Raw genomic sequence first — 22,806 nt, 5'->3', positions numbered from 1 at the left:
GGTGGGGGGGTCTGACCCTCTAGTCCAAGAATATTCCATGTTTCGACGTTTTAAACAGATTATTACTAATTGCAGATGAATTGAGACAAGTTAGATCATTCTACCCGCTATAATCAATTTACGGATTATTTGAAGCTTACGAAAATATACAGATATGATTGACTAGGAAATAATTCCTTACATAAAAGACCCTACTAGCAGATATTAAGCCAGTAGGGTCTAATTAAATAAATTAACTAATACAATAAAAATTTCTAGTAGCCGCATTTAATATCGACTGTCCCAGTAGGAATTGGTAAATCAACAGTCATCCGATGAGCATCATATTCAACAAAATACAGGAAGTGACAGGCACCCTAAATCTCAACTCCGGAAAACCCAACTTCACTTTTATGATATAGTATTTCTAAAGTAATATAGGGAGATTTAATTAAAATGAAAAAGGACAAAATAGACTATGTAAAACAACAACACTTTATGCCGCAATTCGTACTAGAAAATTTCAGAACAGAAAATAATCAAATTCTATTTATTAATACTTCAAATAATCCATTGGTAGTTTGTAAAAGTAACCCTAAAAAACTTATGAGAGAAAATGATTTTTATGAAGTTAAAGATGCTAAAGGAAATTATGTTTTACGAAATTCTATAGAAGATATATATTCAGCTTGGGAGAGTGATATTAAGCCAAATTACCAAGCATTTATTGATTTGAGTAGAAAAGATAATTTTCAAGATGAATTTGTAAAGATAATACAAAACGGGCGCTGGTATGATATTGAAACAAGCCTTTTAAAATATTTAATAAAAACTCTCATTAGAGGTAAAGCAGTAAAGAATTTAATGTATTCTAATGAAAATCTGAACGATAGTGAAAAGCATATTATGTATTTACTTGCAACGACTAGTCAAGTGTACACTATTGAATTCGCTAAAAAAATGTACGCAGGTCAAGACTTAAAGAATATTCTATTGTTTATCAAGAGCTCTACGGAGGAACCTTTAAAGGTATTCATTGAGCACATTTTACATGGATATCAAATTAGAGTTCATAAAGCTTCTGGAAATAAAAAGTTTTTCTTATCCGATAACCCAGTTATTGTGCAAAAATTTGAAGGTGAGGATTATCATTTACCGATTTCATCAGAAATTTGTATTGGACTTACTCCGATAAAGATAGATGGTGATACCCTTTTAACTGATAACACAATTTATCATATAAGTGATAAAAATATTGAACGGATTAATGAGCAGTCTGTATTGAATACAGATAAGTTACTCATCATCTCAAATGAAGAAGATCTAGAGTTCGTATCAAATATACAATCTAGAAACAACAGTTAATAAAATCAGATTAAATTCAACAAAATTTAGGAAGTGGCAGGCATCTTAAATCCCTTGCACACTAAACCCTACTAACAGGTACTAAGCCAGTAGGGTCTTATTAATTAAAATAACTAACACATTATAAATCGCTAGCAGCCATATTTAAGATCGACTCCCAAAGCAAAAAAACTACTCCAATCCATAATAATACCCCACATACCACTCCGCAAACTCTCTCAACCCATCCTCAATAGAAGTCTCTGGCTTAAAGCCTACTGCCTTCTCTAATAAGTCAGTCGAAGCATATGTCGCATGAACATCACCGGGTTTCAGTGGTTCATATTCTTTTTCAAAAATTACTTCTCTACCTAATGTGTCACCTAAAGTCTTTTCTAGAATCTGAATAAAAACCATCAATTTCTCTGGATTGCTATTGCCAATGTTAAAGACTCTATGCTTAACTTGTTCATCACTCGGAGGATTATTTAACAATCGAATAATTCCTTCCACAATATCATCTATGTACGTAAAATCACGGTACAAATCATTCTCAAAGTCTCCGTTATTAAATATTTTTATTGATTCACTATTGAAGTACTTATCTGCAAATGCAAAATAAGCCATATCTGGTCTTCCCATCGGTCCATATACAGTAAAGAATCTTAAACCTGTTGCAGGTATCTTATAAAGGTGGCTATATGTATGAGCCATCAATTCATTTGATTTATTTGTTGATGCATATAGAGAGACTGGCGTGTCCACAAAATCTTTTTCTTCAAAAGGAACTTTCTTATTTGCACCATATACCGAACTCGAAGAAGCGTAAATTAGATGTTCTACAGGACGATGCCTGCATGCCTCTATAATATTATAGAATCCAATAATATTACTTTGTATATATACATCGGGATTTTCAAGAGAATATCTAACCCCCGCTGGTGCTGCGAGATTCACTACATAGTTTGGCTTATATTCTTTAAACAGCTTATTAACCTGCCCCTTATCCGAAATATCACCTTTAATGAAAATAAACTTCTCATATGGATTCAATAATTTTAACCGCGATTCTTTCAATGTAACATCATAATAATCATTCATATTATCGATTCCTATTACACGGCATCCTTGTTCTAGTAACCTTTTAGAAAGAAAACTTCCTATAAATCCAGCTACTCCTGTTATTAACTATACACCCCTGGTATCCAAGTTATTATCTTTCAATTCCCCCACCCCTTTGCTTTCTTCCACAAAGCAAGGTTCGTAATAAGAGGCAATGACATCTTAGCACCGTGTTTCTCCAATAATTCACTAAATTGTTTATTGAATTCTTCAATTGCTAACTGATCTTCAAGCAGATTCATAAAGGTAGATTCAAATGGATAAAAATTAAGCTTCTTATTTTCCCATTTATCCTGTGCTGCCTTCCATCTTTCTTCAATCTCAATTTTATTTAATTTTGTTTTCATTACGAAAAAGATTTCTGGTTTTCCGCCTCGTATTAACTCTCGTGTTAGACCCAAAAATTGAATGCTTTCATACAAGATATCATTTCTTGTTAGTCCAAGTTCTTCAATACCTTCTCTTATAATTGCAAAAGAATCTAAGGTTTGGCCAGATGCAATACCATGAGTTCTTACTGCGCCTGAAATAGAAGCAGATAATTCTAACGGTGCATAGCTCACCTTGTCTGATCGTTGTGGCATGATTAAATATCCAGCAGGTGTAAAGACAAGAATGTTTATACCTAAATGGTTTGCCAACTGTGAATCATGAATAGAAGTTAGTTTTCCTTGAATATGAATTCTCTCACGTAGTGACTTTCCATCTTTTGGTTTATAGTCCATTAACATATTTGATTACATATAGCTTTGATAATATACGGGTTGTGTTTCAAATGTATAGATATCATTTTCAAACTTTACATTTGATAATCGCAAGTTCTCCCCATTGGTATATTTCATTGTTTTAGTAAGGTTTGTATAAGCATCAGATGCAAAGTCCTTTATATTTTCTGGTAATTGGTACACTTCTTCATTAAACTCAAATATAAATTGTTTCATTTCTAACGTTTTGAAGTATTATCTATTTCAAGTAACTGTGATAAATACTCTATTTCATTATTAAAATTTAGTTGTAACAAGTTACTTTTTTCAGCTTGATAGTACTGTAGCATCTTTTCAAAATTGTTAATGGCATTTAATAAATGTACCTATTGGCAATTAAGTGTATGCAATAAATAATGAATAACCACAGCTTTACTTGGAGAGGTGGTCATGATAGGCTTCCATGCCAGACAAGCCATAAGCTTGCCACGCTGCCTTATATCATGACCATAGAGGCTCCATGTCAAGCTCGCGATGTATGAATAAAAATACGATTCAATGCATTCCCTTAATTGCCATTTCATACAAAAGTTAAATGCCGAAATACATATATTTCAAAATTAACATCTAAAGACTTATTGTTGGGATTGTTTTTCATCTTTTTGAATACCCACTTCATTAATTCTGTTGGTAAATGAACAAAATTGCTAGCTAAATTTAAAGAGTCATCCACAAGAGCATCTAAAAAAACTATCGGCCATCATATTAATCTCTCCTAAGAATAAGTCTTGAACTTCCTATTCGTGTCTATATTAATATATTATACCTTTAAATTTGAACTATTTGAATATTGTTTAGATAAATTAATTAACTTTCAGAAAATATTCGGTACTGCAGTGAAAATAGTCTACAGGTCTTCTTAGGTCAATCTAATTCCCAAAGCAGATGCCGAGACAAAACAGCAAGATAAGGATAAGACGAGGAAAGGATTCCATAATAATCCAGAATTAATACTAGACGTTTTACATCACACTATCAAAAAGTGATTCGGGCGTGCGGAGCTTTGTCTATTTCTATTTTTAAAGATATACATGTACAGATATGCAGGCTAGGGACTAAAGTTCCTTACATAAAAGACCCTCTCAGCTGATTTTAAGCCAGTAGGGTCTTATTAAATAAAATAACTAATACAATATAAACTACTAGTAGCCGTATTTAAGATCGATTGCCCCAGTGAAAATCGATATACCAACATTTATACAACCGACATCATGTTCGATTTAATTCTAAAAGTGACAAGACTATTAATTAAACTCTGCGTTTTATTCCTACACGTGCAAGCCCATTGGGGCTGACCTTGTTATCCTATTCCTTTTATTTTATTTCTAATTAATTTAATTAAAATCATTAAATCACTTAACTTCATTAAATAAATTAGTATAAAATATATTAAAATTCCTGTTAGTATAGTGATTACTAAAGAGAGATTATGGGCAAACATATCTTCTGACAATACAGTGAATATCGGCTTTATTATTAAAACCATTAATATTGATGCAATAAGTATCTTTATATTTGTACTTAAAAGCCCTTTCAAACTAAAAGAACCTATCTTCTTCCTGATTGATATATATAATAATATACTAGTAATAATTGCAGAAATACTTGTAGCTAAAGCTAGCCCTCCAATACCTAAGATAGGGGCAAGTATAATATTGAGTATAATATTTATAATTAAACCTATGGTGGCATTAACAGTCGGAGTCTTTGAGTCTTTAAGGGAATAAAAAACTCTCGATATTACTTCACGAATCCCTATTCCGATTATACCCAGTGAGTAGAAGAATAAGGCTGAAGCTGTTAAAGTAATTGCATTTGAATCAAAAGCTCCTCTACCAAATAAAAATATTACTATTGGCTGTGCAAAGAAAATTGTACCTATCGTTGCAGGGATTAAAAGTATATTCATACCATTTATCGTCTTAACTATTGATTTCTTTAATCCTTCTATATTATCATCCGAAGCCATTTTTGATATCAGTGGATACATCACAGTAATTAGTGACAGTACAAATACACCCTGAATGAATAGATTGATTTGATTTGCGTATGTAAGTGAGGAAATACCTCCTACAATTATATTCGATGCAAAAGTTCTATCTACAAGAACGTTTATTTGATTGACAGAAACGCCTAAAATAGTTGGAAGAGCTATTTTTGTGAATAACATTAAGCTTCTATCTTTCAAGTCAATAATAAACGCATATTTATATCCCGCTTTAATTATTGATGGAACCATAAATAAAAATTGAGCTATAACCGCCAACAAATAACCATAAGCCATATAAGATAATGTATTACTCTTAGCACTCCAAATAATTGAAACAATAATAATAATATTTAGCGGAAATCCTATTAATGCTGGAATATAATAATTACCTTTTACTTCTAGAAATCCTTTAAAAACGTAAATTAATAAAGTGAAGTAAATTGTAAATATATTAACTCTTGTAAAAAACACAGCGATATTAAGTGTTTCACTATCAAAACCTGACGCAAAAATCTTTACAATATTCGGAGTGAAAACTAATAGTGTTAACACAATAAATGTACAAACTACAATTAGGTTATTAATTAAATTTGATGTGAAGATATTACCATTTTCTTTACTTTTTTTTTTTATCGTTTGAGTGAATACCGGTATAAACCCTGTCACAATAGCAGTTCCAATAAACATAAACATAAAACTTGGAATTGTACTAGATATCAAGTATGCATCAGTTATGTTGGTTGCACCATAATAGTAAGATAATACTACATCTCTTAAGAAACCAAATATTTTAGAACCAAGAGTAATTAGCATTAAGAACATCGCAATTTTTCTCAACTTAACTGCCTCAAACTACAATTTTTATTATTGGTTTTATCTGCTATTAATGAGCCTACGTTCCAAAGTGCTAATAGACCGTTCAATTTATGTAATATCAAAAATTTATTCTCTACTAAATTCAATAATTCTTTGTTAAAAATCTTTTTATCAGTTATAAATAAACTTCGAATTAATGAACGATTTCCATTGAAACAGCCATACCTATTATCGAATAGTCGCTCAGTGTATATTTTTAATTTATTTACATTTGGGTTAGCTTTAAGTATATTTTTCATCATATATTGGTCTGAATATTCCAAGAATAACTTTCTACCATATCTAAATTCTAATGGAACTTTACTCCAAAAATCCATAATTTCACTATCCCATAAAGGTAATCTCCATTCGTATCCTTTCACTTCAAACGCTTTAATGGATTTACTAACGAACTTTGATTGCCTTTCTTGCCATTCCCATTGCTCAAAAATACTTGCAGCCATTTCAGCCTCTATATCATCACGTGTGCCGATAACCTCGAATATTCTATCTTTTAGGTGTTTTTCAAAGGTAGGATTCTTTAATTTAAATAATCGATGGTTCTTCTTAAATATTAGCTCTGCTATTTCAGAAGTTGTAAAATAATCTTTTTCCAATATTTCTTTCGGTATATGTTCTCCTTCAATAAAATCACCACTATTTCCTGATACAAAAATACTATCTTTTGGAATAAAATATTTTCCTTCTAGATATTCAATAGATATATTTTCTTGAAGGTAAGGAATCGACGATATGTGACCCGTCACATTATTAACATCGGAGTATTTTTCACTTTTAAACCACTGATACCAATCTTTTCTCTTATGATCAATTCTGATCCATTCATAATTTAATCTGCTCGCAACATCTTTAGCTATTTTTACTTGCCAGTCATTTTTTTTACCCCAAGTAATACATAGGACATTGTTATAATTAAACTTTCTTAGCATTTCTACAATTAATCTGGAATCATATCCCCCACTAAGTGGAACTATTACTTTTCTACCTTTTAAAGAATTTGTAAAACGTTTGAATACCTCATCATGAACTTCACTCAATTTATTAACTAATTCCTTTTCGGATATATCATAAGGAAATACTGAGTGTTTATATTCATAATATCTGTTAAGATGTAATGAATTAGCATCTATATTATAATATAAATACTCACCTGGTTTTAATTGTTTTATATCAGCGTAAAGTGTGTAGTTACCAGTCGTATATCCTAAACTTAAATACTCTAAAACAGATGTACTCTCTATATTATCTTTATCTGTTGGCATATAATCAGCATAGTCAGACAGTAAAAGAGTTTGTCCTTCCGCAAAGAATATTGGAGTAGAGTTAATTCTATCAGTTGCAGCTATTACAAATTCATTTTTTTTTATTACGATTGCAAAGTAACCATTTATTTCATTAATTAAGTCCACAAAATCCTTTTCTGATTTCACATTGTCAAATACAGCAATCATTTTTTCTTTTTCGTAGTAATGATTACGCCAATAGAAAGAACCCTTTATGTTAACTCCCTTTCCTGAGTACCACTCAAAATTCTTACTACTTTTTAATTTGATTTCCATTAATTACACCTTCTATTATTTAAGAGTATTTTCTTTTTAAATTTTAATTTTTAATGCTAAGTATCTATTGTTTTTTTATCTCTAGGTATAAAATAGAGTGCAAATGTAATAAATATAAATCCATGTGTAAGTAAAACAGTGAAAAAAGAACTGTTCACAAAATTTATTGTGAAAATAATACTTACTGCGAATAAAATTCTATAATCGATACCTTTTGCACAATAGTCAAAGAATCTTAATGCAAATATTAATAATAATGGATAGAAGAGCAAACCTACCCAGCCAAAGTTTGCGAAGGCATCTCCTGCCATACCATTATTTGCCCCACCAACTCTTCCTGTATAATCAACGGAGATAATAAATGGGATAGGCATATCATAATTTGATTCAAACCCAAATAATCTTAAGATACTTTGTTGTAGGTAGTCTGGTTCGTTATTTGAAAAGAATTCGTAATACCAAGAAGAGATTAAGTTTGTTTGAAACATATTTCTTCTTTGCAAAAAGGCTACGATGAAAGATAACCCATCATTATACAAACTCTCTATCATACCTAATATATTAACAATGATTAACAATGGAACTAACTGTTTTTTATAGTTTTTCTTGAGAATATATACTGCCATTACTGAAATAACAAGGATAAATAATGCTGTTTTATGCCCCCCAAAGGCAAATAGAAATAGTTGAACTAAAGACATTAATGTAAATAAAATATATCTCTTCTGTAACAGAAATAGAACCGCTCCTAATGGAACAATTGATGAAGCTACTGGTTTAAAATAACCAACAATTCCTGGTAAGCTCATATCAGAAACAGATTCTCGCAACTCATACACGTTAAATAAACTCAAGTTAAGTCTAAATCCATTATATATCCCTGTAATTATAATGGAACCACCAACTATAATAATTAGTATAAAATTAAAAATCAAATTTCTATTGACTACTTGTTTTATTCCAAAATCTATAGGTGGTATTAACTTATTCCAATAGTTCAGTAGAAACCAATAGACAACGAAAAAGGAAAAAAAATATTCATCTACACTAGAAAATGCAAAAAATGTACAACCAGGTATAAAATAAACTAAGTTAATTAATAGTATAATTAAAGAAGATGGGGCAGTTTCGTTATACAGAGAAACTATCCTTATACATGCAATAATAAAAATAAAAGTTGATAGTAAATATTTAAAGATTCCTGGTGAATAGTCCATACCAGTATAGGAGTAATGAGGTATTATAAAAAAAACATATAAAATATCTAAGGATAACTTATACATGACCAAACCAATAAATGCTTTGCTGTTATTCCTTATTTTTTCTAAGCTTATACTCATTAACGCATATATCCGTTCACAGCTTTAGCAACCTTAACAACATCTTCCTCCGTCAAATAAGGATGCATTGGTAATGATAGAACAGTGTCACATAATCTATTAGTCACTTCAAAATCAGCTTCATTATAAGTTTGATCTGAAAAAGCACCTTGTTTATGCATGGGTTTTACATAGTAAACCATCGTAGGGATTCCTTGTTCTTTTAAATGATATTGCAAAGCATCACGTTGCTCTTTAGAGTCTAATTGAATTGTATATTGAGCAAAGCTAGAGTAGTAGCCTTCTGGAATAATCGGTTTTACAACCCGATCTGTAAGTTTTTCATTGTACAAATTAAATGCTGTGTTTACATCATCTAATTCATGTTCTCTAAATGCTTTGAGTTTAATTTTCAATATCGCTGCTTGCATTGTATCTAATCTAGAGTTCACACCAATTCGGACGTTATCATACTTATCAATACCTTTTCCGTGTACCTTTAAAGAATTTAATAGTTCTGCTAGTTCATCATCATTCGTAAATATTGCTCCACCGTCACCATAGCAACCTAATGGTTTAGCAGGGAAGAATGAAGTCGTTGCAGCATCTCCAAAACTACATGCCATTTTGCCATTAATATTACCCCCAAAGCCTTGAGCGCCATCTTCTAACACTAATAAGTTATATTTCTTAGCTATTCTCTCAATCTCAGGATAATTAGCTGGTAATCCAAATAGATCAACAGGCATAATTACTTTTGGAGTAAGCTTGCCTTCTTTAATCGTGTTTTCAATTGCTTCTTGAAGTTTATTAATATCAAGATTAAAGGTTCTGTCATGTACATCAACATATACTGGTGTTGCACCACAATAAGATACAACTTCTCCAGATGCAAAGAAAGTAAAGTCAGGAACGAATACAGCATCTCCTTCTTTAATACCCCAAGCCATTAAAACTAAAGAAAGCGCATCTGTTCCGTTGGCACATGAAATACAGTGTTTAACGCCTACGTAATCTGCTAATACTTGCTCTAATTCCTTAACAACAGGTCCACCAATGAAACCTGCATTGCTCATTACATCTTGAACTGCTGTATCAATTTCCTCTTTATATGTATAATATTGGGTCTTTAAATCTCTGAATTGCATTCGAATCACTCCATCTATTTAAAATGATTTTATTGAAATTGCTTGTTTTACACAGAACCTTTTCCTAAGATTACTTGATATATAGTTTTAAATAAGATCTTCAAATCTAAAAATAAACTTATATTTTTGACATAATATAAATCATGTTTAATTTTTTCTCCATGATTCATATCACTTCTACCATTCACCTGGGCCCAACCAGTAATGCCAGGTTTAACAGCTAAACGTATTTTTTGTACTTCGCTATAGTACTTAGTAATTTCAATTATTTCTGGTCGAGGTCCGATTACACTCATTTCACCTTTTAATACATTTATGAATTGTGGAAATTCATCTAGACTATATTTGCGGATGATTTTACCTATCTTTGTTATATTTGGGTTTTCTACAGAGCTTGTTTTAAATACAAAATCATCTGGTACACCATTTTTCCAATCATAAATACCGCCTTTACTTTTCCCTTCAGAAGGCTGCTTAACCTTCATCGATCGGAATTTATACATTTTAAAATATATGTCATCTTTACCACTACGGCGCTGTTTAAAAAATACAGGGCGTCCATCTTCTTTAATAATTAGTATCGCTAAAATGAAAAACAATGGGGATAACAATATTAAAATGAACAAGCTAAATACAATGTCAAATATACGTTTAAATATTCTTTGAAATGGATTGTTTGATTTTTTGTATCCTGCTTCTGTCTGATTCACTAAGCTGCTCATCACTTTTAACTCCTCCACTTCCATCAGCTATACCAATTACTTGATAAGGTTCTTTGATATTATCTACAATTACAGAGCCTTGCTTACCTATATAGCCACCCGAAACAACTACAATTCCATTAACTTCTGATTGACCAAAGATATCTTTGAAAAAGCTTGTTGTATAATCATGTTCTGAAAGCAATTGATAAGGTAGAGCTATTCTAGTATCAAGTCTTGTAATTCGAACATTATTATCTAACATACGTTGAATAAATTCAGCACTGAAGTTATTTATGCCACCATCAATTATAAATGTATTCTTATTAATAAATGGTGTTAGCTCATCTTCCTTTTTAAACTGACCTGATAAAAAAGAAATAACTATATCTAAGTTGTCATCTTGATTTATTGCTTCTACAGTTTGTATTATATTTGTATATTTAGGTAGAAAAGAGTTTAAGGCTTCTACAATATTCTTTTCTTTCTTTGTTGTTCTACCCGCTATATAAACAATGGCTTGTCGCTCAGCTAAACGAACTGCTAATTTGCTCGCTAAGTTTCCAGTCCCAATAACTAATATTTTTTTTCCTTGTAAATCATCATTATAACTACTCCTTATAAGGAGATCACAAGACTCTACAGTTGTATCATTCGGCTTCACAGTAATTATATTTGTATCTTGAACAATGTCTTTTGCAACTTTTAAAATGTTTAGAGATTGTTTTTGTTCTACATCTATAAATATTTTATTTATTTTACCATCGAAAAAAGCAAGTGTATCTTTTAAATACACTTCATTATTAATCATAAAATTTGAAATTGCCATGTCAAATACAGTCTTCCTTGGAAGTATTTTAAAGTCTAATGCATGCTTAGCTGTAGTAGTAAGCATAATAGAATTTAATTTATAACTTTTTAGATAGTCAAGTTCTACTTGGCATTTTTTAATAATATTCATTTTATACAACACCTTTTTTAGTTAGCAGACTTTAAAGTTAACCTCTATACTTCTTACTACACCTAATGTTTATATCCTATGTAATTTAAGAGTCAAAATATCCTTTAAAATATTGTACTAATTTTATAAAATACTTTCACTTAATTCTACAATTTTATTATAATTATAATTGTTATCAAACTCTTTCATTAAAGCTTTTAATGCATTTTTCTTATACTCAATAAGAGTTTCTCTATTATTTATATAATACTTTATTTCATTAACCATATCTTCTTCACTTCTAACTGTATGACCACATTTATATTTATTCAATAATTGCCCCATATCACCATTTTTAGAGTTTCGAGCTATAATAACTAAACCAGCAGAAAGATAATCAAATAATTTTGTTCCATAGGCAATATCTTGATATATTCCGTCTGGACTATATGTAAATCCAATTGAAAAGCGCGATAATTTTTCAGTTAAACTTTCTTTTGATAGAAATCCATTGAATTTAACTTGTGTCAGATTGTTATTTTTAATAAATTTTTCAATGTAATCATCAAGTTCACCTTTTCCATATATAATGAAATTTACATTCTGTTCATTTTTCATCAGTTTAGCAACTTCCAAAAAAAATTTAATACCCGTATGATTGCCTAGTGACCCAGAAAACACTACTGATATTCTTTTTTTATTTGCTATTTCTAACGAAGATTCCTTCTTTATAACCGTCTCTTCTATCAATGAGCCATTAGGAATTACAACAATATTAGAATTTTTATTACCCTTTCTATTAAGTAAAATCCTTTTAATTCCCGGTGTTAAAGCTACAATCACTTTTGCATGATTACAGATCTTATTATCTAAAAATAAGATAATTCTTTTTAGTATTCTATTTTCATTTAATCTATCAAATGATTCTGGCCAAGGATCACGTATTTCATAGATTAAAGGTACATTATAGAATTTTGATTTAACAACTCCTGCTAGACCAGTAAAAAGACTTGGGCTTGAAGCATATATTATATCTGGTTTTACTTTTTGTCTTTCTAAGATAACTTTAATGAAAAAAGTAAAATAGACAATTAACCTTGCAATGAAACTTTTTCCTACTAAAGGGATTTTCAAATTATTAACTCTCACACCGAAATTATCATGATTTGTAATTTGTTTCTTTTTTTTTCCATTAGTGTAATCAGTTAAAGTAGTTAATACATCAACATCCCAGGTTTTCTCATTAAATTTCTTTGCAATTTCATAAAATCTACTACTACCAAATTCATGAGGGTAATTAAAATACTGAGTTATATATAAGAGTCTTTTTTTAGACATTTTTTCATATTTCTCCTCTAACCTTTAATTATGAATTCCTGATTATCTTCAATGATTCTGGACCGTGATTAAACATAAGATCTAGAATTGACATCTTTTCTTCAAATCCATTCCATTTTTGGTTATATTCAGGATGATTAAAGTCTTGATATTTCAAATTTATATTATTATTTTTAAAGCTCTCTTCGTTGTTATATTTCCTCGCTCCCTGTCCAGAGAGGTATGTATCTGCATTCAAATACTTACAAATATTAACAATTCTTTCACTACCAATACCAAATTCTTGACTAATTTCTGATTCAATTACAATTTCAGTCTTTATTTGTAATGATTCTCTTATGAACAATATTAATTCTATATTAAATAATGACAGCGATTCCCAGTCTTTTTGATATATTTCAGAAAGTAACTGACTATATAACCCCCAGTAATCAGACTTTTTATAATTACTTTCTATAGTTTCCCAGTGCTTTCTTCTCCAGTTCTGGCTATTATTTATAAATACTTCATTAATAGGCACCCTTTTAGTTTTCAATGGTACTGTTAACATTGTTGGTCCTTGAGCTGTTTTGATTTTATTTCTATTTGTATAAGATCCTTTTGAATATATCGCTGTATCTAGTAACATAAATCTGTCAACTTGTGCCATCTTGTGGAAATATCCAATCCATGGTATATAGTTTGGTTGGTGGATAGCAATCATCATAAATAATGTACCCCCTAATTATTTGATTGTAGATTAATTTAAGTCTACTTTTAGTATCTTCTTCATTAAAAAGTCATTAGTTCTTTCTTCTATTAACTTGAAATCGTTATTTCTGTAGAAATTTATTGCTCCTTCGTTTGATTTATCAACGTAAAGAGTGATACTGTTATACTTTGATTTTATCACATTTTCTTCTAAGTAATTAAGTAATGTTTTTCCTAAACTTGCGCCTCTGTATTCATTCTTTACTGCAAATTTATGAATATGAATGGAATCGAAATCATCTTTTATAGACGCAATTATACAACCAACTATTTTTCGTTCATTCTCTATTATTGAACAGGAAAAAGACCATTTACCTTTTCTCTCAAGAAGGTAATTTTCAACATCCCAATTTTCATTTGGTATGCCTTTTACCACTTCCATCAGTTCTTTTATATGTTTTACCATGAATTTTTTTGATATTGGTTTTACTTGAATTCTATTCATTATCTTTCTGCCCCTTAACAAATTAGGTTTACATCACACTTTGTATGTTAAATAATTAATCTTAAGACTTCAAAGCATTCTGCGTAATCTTTTTTTACTTGAGTTCCTCTAAACTTGGCCCAACTATAAATATAATCTTCACTTAGATATTCTCGATGTTTTTGTGTATTATAACACTGGAGTGCATCATACTTCGCTCTAACATCTTTTTCATCCAAAATAGAAAAACACACATTTCCAAAAGTTAAGTTATTCCACGGTAATTCATAAGCTAATATTGACTTGTTTTTAAATGCTCTTAATCCTTCATTACTAATGATTTGATGATCTTGGTGGATATCATTTTGTGAGGGAAGTAATACTAAATCCGGCTTAAATTTTTGATTGAGTTTAACTAGTTTTTCTAATATTTCTTGTCTATATTCACTTAGTTTCCTAACTGGATACCTATCAATTTTTACATTTTCTTCAATGTTTATACCCAGTTTTTTCGTTGCATTAATCACTTCTTTTCTAAGTGCATCCTTAGGAAATCCTGGTGGTACTGATTCTTCAGCTGCAGAAAATGCATAGTAAAAAACTTCCTTCCCTTGGGATATCCATTTATTGATCGATGCGCCACATCCTAGTTCACCATCATCTGTATGTGGTGCTAAAATGAGTATTCTTTTATAATTATCCATATTATAAACCCCTATCAATAAAGTTATAAATCTCTATTATTCCTAAGTAGTTGTTCATTTGGTACACTCCTTAGTTTTCTTGCTGGTGCTCCTACTACCAAGTCTTCTGATTGAACATCTCTTGTTACTACACTTGCTGCAGCTACAGTACCGTCTTCTTCGATTATTTTCCCTGGTAATATTGTTGAATTTGCACCAATTCTTCCACCCGTTTTAACAGTAACACCCTTAAACTTCTCAAATCTCTCTTTACTTCTACCCATGTAATTATCATTAGTAGTAACAACATACGGTGCTATAAATACATAATCACCTAGTTTTGAATATGCAGTTATATAACAATTAGTTTCTAGTTTACAGCGCATTCCAATTGTACAATCATTTTCAATTGCAACACCACGACCAATTATGGTGTCTTCACCTATTATTACTCTCTCTCGGATAGTTGCAAAATCCGCTATAAAAACATTATTAGCTACCTCACAATTTGCATAAAGAATTGATGAAGTGCCTATAGTTACTCCTGATCCAATATTTGCTGCTTCTAATTTTTTAGTCTCTGGTAGAATCGATGTTCTTGCTCTTGTTGGTTGTTTCCCAACTACTACATTATCTTGTATTATTACATTATCTCCAATGGTTGTACCTTCATAAATAATTACATTATGGCCAATAATAACATCTTTCCCAAATGTGACATCTTCCATTATTACTGCATTAATACCAATCGACTTTGGTTGATTCATTAAATACACCTACTTTCCATTATTTAAAATTAGGTTTTTTAAATTCATAATCTATAATAATTCAATAGTGTTGCATAATTAATGTTTAAATCTTCTGTTTTAATGTTTCTTCTAAGTAATCCAAAAAAGTATATACTTAACTAAAGATGCCTCCATCCATTTGGAGAATCTCTGCATTTAGACTAAAGTGGCAACGACATTTCGTTTGTTAAGAATCACCTTTTCCTACTACTTTTAGAGGCTAGATATAACCTCGTTTCCATAGAGCAGTTAAAAATAACGGCTGTTTTAATAGAGTGTTCGTTCACTTTTTGTCTATTTTATCAAGCAAATTCAGAAAAAATGCGATAAGTACAATAAATACCTGATTTAAAATTACCATTTCACTTTGACCGTAGAATTTCTTGATATTGACGTGTAGTTTCATCTACTTGAAAAGTGACTCTATAGCCTAGCTCAATTTGTATATATCTAAGATTTCATCAGCGTCTAAATCAAAACGATTCTTAATTAATGAAAGAAGACCCCCTAAACATCTTTAACTTTAAGAAGGCGAAAGTAATTCTCCACACGGTTCTATGTTGTGTCGATAAGTATCATTTTGTCGGATAAACCGCTAGAATCCTTAGGTATCCTTGAAAATCATTATCAATTATTTGTACAACTGTATTTTTTGTGGTCTTAAAAGAAAAAAAGAAGCCATTATCCGTCATGCGATTGAAACGCTTGTAATTCAACTAGTAACGATCAAACACATACATGTATTCTTTGTCATCAACCTATAATTCTAGTTGGCTACGAATGTGTTCTTTCATATTCGTGATTATCGCTCTTTCAGAATAAGATAATCCTTTCTCCATTAACAAGAGTTTGAGCTGTACTTTCACACCAGCTTTGGTTTTACGAAATGTAGCCCGTTTAATATTAATTAAATCAAAGGTTATGTCGTTGAATCAATATTTTTCAATCGCATTGCTGTCTTTGAATGAGGTGCTTTTCCATGAATTTGAGAAACTAAATAAAGGAATAATCTCTAAAATATTACTGGATTTATGCCATTTAAACAGCGAGATAGCTAAGAAATACTGATGGAATGAAGATCAATTTCCTTTTGAAGTTGGCCTTCAAAAAAACAAGTAATTAAGGGGTGGAGACTCTCCATCTCATCTAACTGTGCAAAAAATAATAATTTCAGAAAAAATTCAGTCGTTAATTTTTTTGTATAGTAATCTAATTTCAACATTTTCATATTTTCTTCAACTAATTGAAGATATATCGATTAAAACCATTATTCAAATAAAGTTTTTCGTGAAACTTTATTCATGAGATTTGTCCTTAATAATTGAATTTGGATGAGTCGCCATCTGACTATATCCATTGTAAAAGGACTTTTACTTTGCAAGAAAGTAATTTCCCGAATATCTTGGGTGTTCCTAATTTTTAAATATAAAACTAGTTGCGATAATTCAATAAATACTTTTATACAATTTAATTAGTTCTTTACTTTCCGTCTCCCAATTATATTTGTTTTCTACTGCATTTCTACCGTTATTCCCCATCATTGCAGCTTCTATAGGGTTTTTAAATATCCATTCTACAGCATTTTTAATTTCCTCTATATTTAATGGGTTAACACAAATTCCGCAATTGTTTTTTTCTATAATCTCTTGCCATAAGGGAAAATTTGAAGCTATAACTGGGATACCAGCTGCCATATACTCAAACATTTTAATCGGAAGAGAATCGATAAAATTCAGTCTGGGTTCTAATATTACAAACCCAGCGCTTGATTTTGAAAGCATCTTTCTAATTCCATCCCGATCTAAGTACCCATGATAATTAACTTTTGTTTCAATTTTTATAGCTTCTTTGAATTTTATTTTTTCTTCTTGGTTTACAAAATTCCCGGCTATTTCTAGTGTGCCCTGTGTTTCTTCAATTGCTCGTACCATAGCAATGCTTCCTCGCTCCTCTGTAATACCTCCTATATATAGCATCTTTTTCTCAACATTCTTTTTCTCTTCCGGTTTATATAGTTCATTTAGAATCGGGAAGTTATTAATATTTACTACTCTTCCATTTAGATTCTCGAACCTTTTTTTTATATGCGGAGTTGCCGTCACAATAGCATCCATTTTTCGAACCTTATTATTCTCATACATTTCAAATGCATATGAGAATGGTTTTCTCAACATTTTCGGTATCCAATGTTTGTTCAGGATTTGTCTTGGTACATCTTCATGTACATCATAAATCACTACCTTACCCTCCCTCTTAAGTTTTTCACCTATTGGAAGGAGTTCCGGATCATGAAAATGATATATATTAGCATCAATTTCCAAAGCTTTTAAATATACGTCTTTTGTGAATTTTTTTACCCTTTGAATTCTACTTTTATAATTGTTCATTAAACCATGAATGTAGACATCACCAAATTTCTTTTCCTTAGTATTGGGTGCTATTAGATGAACCTCATACCCAACTTTCGCAAGAGATTGAGCTTCTTTAATTGTAATACGTATATCATCATATGGATGAACAGACGTCATATGGCAAACTTTCATTAAATTATCCTCTCATAATATATATAACTCAATTATATACTTCAAATGTTATATATTCTGTGTTTATAAGTTAAAAGATATTCGACTATACAGGCAAACTTCTATTAACAATTATAACAAACGATATTTTTTTCCTTCATCCAACCAACTACTATAATTTATAATATTTTTCATTATCAATATTTCCATTAAATGAATTTCTCGTATCAAATATCACATTACCCTTAGCTGCGATTTGTTCATAATCGAATAAACTATGGTTAGTGGCAAGTAGTATTAAGTCCGCCTTTTCTAACATTTCATTTGTAGTTCTCTTTGTTGGGATCTGTATTTGATTTTTAAATTTAAATTCTGGTACATATGGATCTACGGCTGTCCAATTAGCTCCACTTTCATCAAGTTTCTCTAAAATTGGTAATACAGGTGATTCGCGATAATCATCAATATCTCTTTTATAAGCAACACCTAAAACAAGTATTTTAGATCCGTTTAATGCCTTACCTTCTTTATTTAGAATTTCTATTATACGTGAAACTATATAATCTGGCATATCATTATTTATCTCGCCAGCAGTTTCAATTAATTTCGTGTGATAATTATACTCACGCGCTTTCCAAGTTAAATACCAAGGATCTATAGGAATACAATGTCCTCCTAATCCTGGACCTGGATAAAACGGCATAAAACCGTATGGCTTTGTTGCAGCTGCATCGATTACTTCCCAAACATCAATTCCCATCTTATTACAGAGAACAGCCATTTCATTGGCTAAGCCGATATTGATATTTCTGAATGTATTTTCTAGTATTTTTTCCATTTCAGCCACTGCGGGACTCGACACTTGGTGAATATCACTTTCTAAGACATTACCATACATTGTAGCTGCTACTTTGGTACAATTCCCTGTTACACCACCGACTACTTTTGGTGTGTTTTTTGTTTTAAATTCTTTATTTCCTGGATCTACACGTTCTGGTGAATATGCCAAGAAGAAATCTTTTCCACAAACCTTATCTTTTCCTTCTAATATAGGCTTTAATAATTCTTCTGTCGTACCCGGATAAGTAGTGCTCTCAAGAACTACTAACATTCCATCTTTAAAGAACTTAGCGATCTCTCCCGCTGAACTCTCTACGTAAGACGTATTTGGTTGTTTATAAATATCTAGTGGTGTAGGAACACAAATAGCGACTGCATCTACTTCTTTTATAAAAGAGTAGTCAGAAGTTGCTTTTAATTTCCCGTTTCCCACTAAATCTTTTAATTCTTCATCCACTACATCACCAATATAGTTAATTCCTTGGTTAACTTCATCTACTTTAGATTCTTGTACATCAAATCCAATGACATTGTATCCAGCTTTAGCTTTTTCTACCGCCAATGGTAGTCCCACGTAACCCAGACCAACTACACCAATTACTGCAGTTTTGTTGTTCAGCTTCTCTATTAGTTGCTCAGCAAGCTTATTGCTTTTTTCCTCAGTTGTTAACATATTATTTCTCCTTTGATAATTGAATTGGTTGATTCCTTCTTGCAGATTCGTAAAATGATAATACTAGTTCGAGAGACTTTCTTCCCTCTATTCCAGATACTGCGGGATCTCTGTCTTCTTTAATTGCTTCTACCATATCTTCAATTATACATTGATGACCTGGAACTCCGAATGGATCTGCCTTCACTTTTTCCACAAGATTATTTAATTCTTCTTCTGTCTTACTTTCAATCTCAATGTGCTCGAAGTAAACAGCGTTTTTTCCACCAATCTTAACAGTTCCTTTTTCACCAAAAAGAGTTATAGATTCCTCGAAATTTTGACCATAGGTTGTAGTAGATGCCTCCACCAGGCCTAATGCACCAGACTTAAATTGAATAATGCCCATAGAAACATCTTCGGCTTCAATATCTCTTAATCTAGTTGCTTCTGCACTAAACACTTGTTCAGCATCGCCCATAAACCATTGTAATAAATCTAAATTATGTATTGCTTGATTCATTAGTGCTCCACCATCAAACTCTTTTGTACCTCGCCATTTCGCTTGGTCGTAGTATTCTTGACTTCTATTCCAGTTCACTAGTGCATTTGCATGACTTATCTTTCCCAACAAGTTTTGTTCAAGTATTCTTCGTAACTCTTTTACAACTGGTCTAAATCTATTAGGATGAACAATAGATAGTTTTACATTGTTCCTATCACAAACTTCAATAATCATATCAGTTTCTTCTAAAGTCATTGCAATAGGCTTTTCTAATATAACGTGCTTTTTTGCATTCGCTACTCTAATAGCTAAAGGAGCATGAAGTCCCGTAGGAGTACATATTGACACTACATCAATATCATCTCTTTTTAGCATCTCATCCATATCTTCGTAGGTTTCTACACCATACTCTTCTGCATATGGCTGCATTGCTACTGGTACTTTATCGCTTACTGCTACTAAATTAGCATTCTCTACTTCTTGAATTGCTTTTGCATGTTTTTTTGCAATAAAACCACAGCCTACAATTGCAAAGTTCATTTTCAACACTTCTTTCTTTTATGTTTAGTTTCATGTTGTTTCATTATTTACTAACCGAATCAAGCCTTTTCAGCCAACTGCTCCCTCTCAAGGTAAACAATGCCCATTAAAGCATCCTTCAATTCAATATTGTCATATTCTCTAAAACCTTCAATTAAATTCTCAATCATACTCGGATGAACTTCAACTGTTCTTCCAACATAAATCTTCTCATAAACTTCCCCAGGGAGAATCTCATCCTCTCCCAATAATTCCTCAAACATCTTCTCACCAGGACGTAAACCTGAATATTCAATTCGAATTTCGTCCTCAGCATAGCCCGACAACTTAATTAGGTTTTTGGCTAAATCAACGATTTTCACAGGCTCACCCATATCCAGCACAAAAATCTCTCCACCTTGAGCAAGCGTTCCAGCTTGGATTACAAGTCTTGAAGCTTCTGGAATCGTCATGAAGTATCTAGTTATATCAGGATGTGTAATTGTAATAGGCCCACCTTTTGCAATCTGCTTTTTAAACAATGGGATAACACTTCCACGGCTTCCTAATACATTCCCAAATCTTACAGCTACAAATTTTGTTTGGCTATTTTTCGCCAAGTTCTGCACAACCATTTCAGCAACTCGTTTTGTTGCTCCCATGACATTCGTTGGATTTACAGCTTTATCTGTTGAAACAAGAACGAAAGTATTCACAAAAAACTTATCAGCAGCTTCTGCAACGTTTCTTGTCCCGATAACATTATTTTTCACTGCTTCATGTGGGTTATACTCCATCAATGGCACATGCTTATGTGCTGCAGCATGATAAATAATCGCAGGCATATAAGTTTCAACAATCTCAAAGATTCTTTTACGATCTTTTACATCACCGATAATCGGAATAATTTCTGTTTCTGTTTCTCCAAACGTTTTTCTTAATTCCATATCAATATTGTAAATACTATATTCCCCATGCCCAACAAGGAGAATTTTTTTCGGAGTGAAGCGCATCAACTGACGACAGATTTCAGAGCCAATCGACCCACCTGCTCCAGTTACCATCACCGTGTTCCCAGTCACATATTCAGAAATAGCATCAATATCCAGTTTTACTGGTTCTCGACCTAGTAAATCCTCTACTTCGACATTTTTCAAACTACTAACAGAAACTTTTCCTGTCATCAGGTCTTCGATTTTTGGAATCATTTGCACCTGTGCTGATGTACCACTGCAAGATTCGACTATTTTCTTTAGTTGGCCATTCTTAAGTGATGGGATCGCAATGACAATATGATCAATGTTGTATTTTTCTACAACTTCTGGAATATTAGCTACAGTTCCTACAACTGGTAAGCTATACAACTCCATTCGTTGTTTACTTAAATCATCATCAACAAAAGCAACGGGCTGGAGATCAATATTATGCTCATTGCGAAGTTGACGAACGATCATCGCTCCAGCTGCTCCAGCACCTACGACTAGAGTGCGTTTTTGCGAAGAAGCTTTATTATTGATATAGCGGTCTCTGTAAATTCTCCACATAAAACGAGAGCCACCTATAAAGATAATATGTAATAACCATGCAACTACTAATGCGCGTCTGAGGATTGTAAAGTCGTTAAGTAAAAGCATAACGACCCCCGCGCTAAGAATGGAAAGCGTGACTGCCTTCACAATAGCTGCCAATTCTCCGACGCTAGCGTAAGACCACACTTTATTATAAAGTTTGAATACTGCGGCATAAATATGATGGAAGATTAATAGAGCGACTGCACTAGTGATGATTGCTGTAGAAGTTAGGATGTTATCATAGGCAGGATAGACAATCCACGCTGCGATAAAAATTGCAGTTATCACGATAACTGAATCTAGCAGTATAAGAAGTGCTAATCTCTTTCGATAAGTCATGAAGCTACTCCTTTCTCATGAGGTTAATTCCTTCATGTTTGATTAGTATGTATCCATATCTTTTCCATTTATTTGACAAACTCTATCATACTATAAAAAAAGTCATATTTTAAGTGACTTTTTAAACTTGAAA

Annotated in this window: 20 protein-coding genes; 1 reads left to right on the top strand and 19 read right to left on the bottom strand. The window is 31.6% G+C overall.

Features of this window, described 5'->3' with window-relative positions; translation table 11 throughout:
* The first annotated feature begins 435 nt into the window (after positions 1-435).
* Complete coding sequence (locus tag ACXYMZ_RS02215) at positions 436-1,344, top strand: DUF4238 domain-containing protein (RefSeq protein WP_458946719.1); 909 nt, start codon at positions 436-438, stop codon at positions 1,342-1,344.
* Positions 1,345-1,515: 171 nt separating this feature from the next.
* Here the strand turns inward: ACXYMZ_RS02215 and ACXYMZ_RS02210 are convergent, their stop codons facing one another.
* From ACXYMZ_RS02210 to ACXYMZ_RS02120, 19 genes are all read right to left on the bottom strand, one after another.
* Positions 1,516-2,508 (bottom strand): GDP-mannose 4,6-dehydratase, encoded by a 993-nt coding sequence (locus ACXYMZ_RS02210; protein WP_458946906.1) that lies wholly within the window; start codon positions 2,506-2,508, stop codon positions 1,516-1,518.
* A gap of 35 nt (positions 2,509-2,543) precedes the next feature.
* The gene (locus ACXYMZ_RS02205) at positions 2,544-3,170 is read right to left on the bottom strand and encodes a hypothetical protein (protein WP_458946718.1); all 627 of its coding nucleotides are present in this window, start codon (positions 3,168-3,170) and stop codon (positions 2,544-2,546) included.
* Between the two features lie 12 nt (positions 3,171-3,182).
* On the bottom strand, positions 3,183-3,386 hold the full coding sequence (locus tag ACXYMZ_RS02200; RefSeq protein ID WP_458946717.1) for a hypothetical protein: 204 nt from the start codon (positions 3,384-3,386) through the stop codon (positions 3,183-3,185).
* 1,123 nt (positions 3,387-4,509) lie between these two features.
* A complete protein-coding gene (gene murJ / locus ACXYMZ_RS02195; RefSeq protein ID WP_458946716.1) occupies positions 4,510-6,036 on the bottom strand; it encodes a murein biosynthesis integral membrane protein MurJ in 1,527 nt (508 codons plus the stop codon).
* Complete coding sequence (locus tag ACXYMZ_RS02190; protein ID WP_458946715.1) at positions 6,033-7,634, bottom strand: hypothetical protein; 1,602 nt, start codon at positions 7,632-7,634, stop codon at positions 6,033-6,035. The genes murJ and ACXYMZ_RS02190 overlap by 4 nt, the downstream gene beginning before the upstream one ends.
* Before the next feature lie 56 nt (positions 7,635-7,690).
* Positions 7,691-8,488 (bottom strand): hypothetical protein, encoded by a 798-nt coding sequence (locus ACXYMZ_RS02185; protein ID WP_458946714.1) that lies wholly within the window; start codon positions 8,486-8,488, stop codon positions 7,691-7,693.
* 485 nt (positions 8,489-8,973) lie between these two features.
* On the bottom strand, positions 8,974-10,101 hold the full coding sequence (locus ACXYMZ_RS02180) for a DegT/DnrJ/EryC1/StrS family aminotransferase (protein WP_458946713.1): 1,128 nt from the start codon (positions 10,099-10,101) through the stop codon (positions 8,974-8,976).
* Positions 10,102-10,148: 47 nt separating this feature from the next.
* Entirely contained in the window at positions 10,149-10,811 is a 663-nt protein-coding gene (locus ACXYMZ_RS02175; RefSeq protein ID WP_458946712.1) for a sugar transferase, read from the bottom strand.
* A complete protein-coding gene (locus tag ACXYMZ_RS02170; protein ID WP_458946711.1) occupies positions 10,753-11,763 on the bottom strand; it encodes a hypothetical protein in 1,011 nt (336 codons plus the stop codon). Before ACXYMZ_RS02170 ends, ACXYMZ_RS02175 begins: the two co-directional genes overlap by 59 nt.
* A gap of 123 nt (positions 11,764-11,886) precedes the next feature.
* Positions 11,887-13,080: a glycosyltransferase family 4 protein gene (locus tag ACXYMZ_RS02165; RefSeq protein WP_458946710.1), complete on the bottom strand. Its 1,194-nt coding sequence runs from the start codon at positions 13,078-13,080 to the stop codon at positions 11,887-11,889.
* Positions 13,081-13,108: 28 nt separating this feature from the next.
* Positions 13,109-13,786 carry a WbqC family protein gene (locus ACXYMZ_RS02160; protein WP_458946709.1) on the bottom strand — a complete coding sequence of 226 codons (678 nt, stop codon included), beginning with the start codon at positions 13,784-13,786 and terminating at the stop codon, positions 13,109-13,111.
* A gap of 33 nt (positions 13,787-13,819) precedes the next feature.
* Positions 13,820-14,275: a GNAT family N-acetyltransferase gene (locus tag ACXYMZ_RS02155; RefSeq protein WP_458946708.1), complete on the bottom strand. Its 456-nt coding sequence runs from the start codon at positions 14,273-14,275 to the stop codon at positions 13,820-13,822.
* A gap of 47 nt (positions 14,276-14,322) precedes the next feature.
* Positions 14,323-14,958 carry a PIG-L deacetylase family protein gene (locus ACXYMZ_RS02150; RefSeq protein WP_458946707.1) on the bottom strand — a complete coding sequence of 212 codons (636 nt, stop codon included), beginning with the start codon at positions 14,956-14,958 and terminating at the stop codon, positions 14,323-14,325.
* Positions 14,959-14,981: 23 nt separating this feature from the next.
* Positions 14,982-15,704 (bottom strand): DapH/DapD/GlmU-related protein, encoded by a 723-nt coding sequence (locus ACXYMZ_RS02145; RefSeq protein WP_458946706.1) that lies wholly within the window; start codon positions 15,702-15,704, stop codon positions 14,982-14,984.
* 1,075 nt (positions 15,705-16,779) lie between these two features.
* A complete protein-coding gene (locus tag ACXYMZ_RS02140) occupies positions 16,780-16,953 on the bottom strand; it encodes a DUF4372 domain-containing protein (protein ID WP_458946705.1) in 174 nt (57 codons plus the stop codon).
* A gap of 217 nt (positions 16,954-17,170) precedes the next feature.
* The gene (locus tag ACXYMZ_RS02135; protein WP_458946704.1) at positions 17,171-18,268 is read right to left on the bottom strand and encodes a glycosyltransferase family 4 protein; all 1,098 of its coding nucleotides are present in this window, start codon (positions 18,266-18,268) and stop codon (positions 17,171-17,173) included.
* A gap of 151 nt (positions 18,269-18,419) precedes the next feature.
* Entirely contained in the window at positions 18,420-19,760 is a 1,341-nt protein-coding gene (locus ACXYMZ_RS02130; protein ID WP_458946703.1) for a nucleotide sugar dehydrogenase, read from the bottom strand.
* Between the two features lies 1 nt (position 19,761).
* Positions 19,762-20,784, bottom strand: a complete 1,023-nt coding sequence (locus ACXYMZ_RS02125; protein WP_458946702.1) for a Gfo/Idh/MocA family protein — start codon at positions 20,782-20,784, stop codon at positions 19,762-19,764.
* A 59-nt stretch (positions 20,785-20,843) separates the two neighbouring features.
* Positions 20,844-22,673, bottom strand: a complete 1,830-nt coding sequence (locus tag ACXYMZ_RS02120; RefSeq protein WP_458946701.1) for a polysaccharide biosynthesis protein — start codon at positions 22,671-22,673, stop codon at positions 20,844-20,846.
* Positions 22,674-22,806: the final 133 nt, after the last annotated feature.

It is taken from the genome of Oceanobacillus sp. CAU 1775 (genome assembly GCF_054482815.1).
Note: the sequence above shows the minus strand (reverse complement) of the source record. Positions and strands in the feature narration are given on the sequence as shown.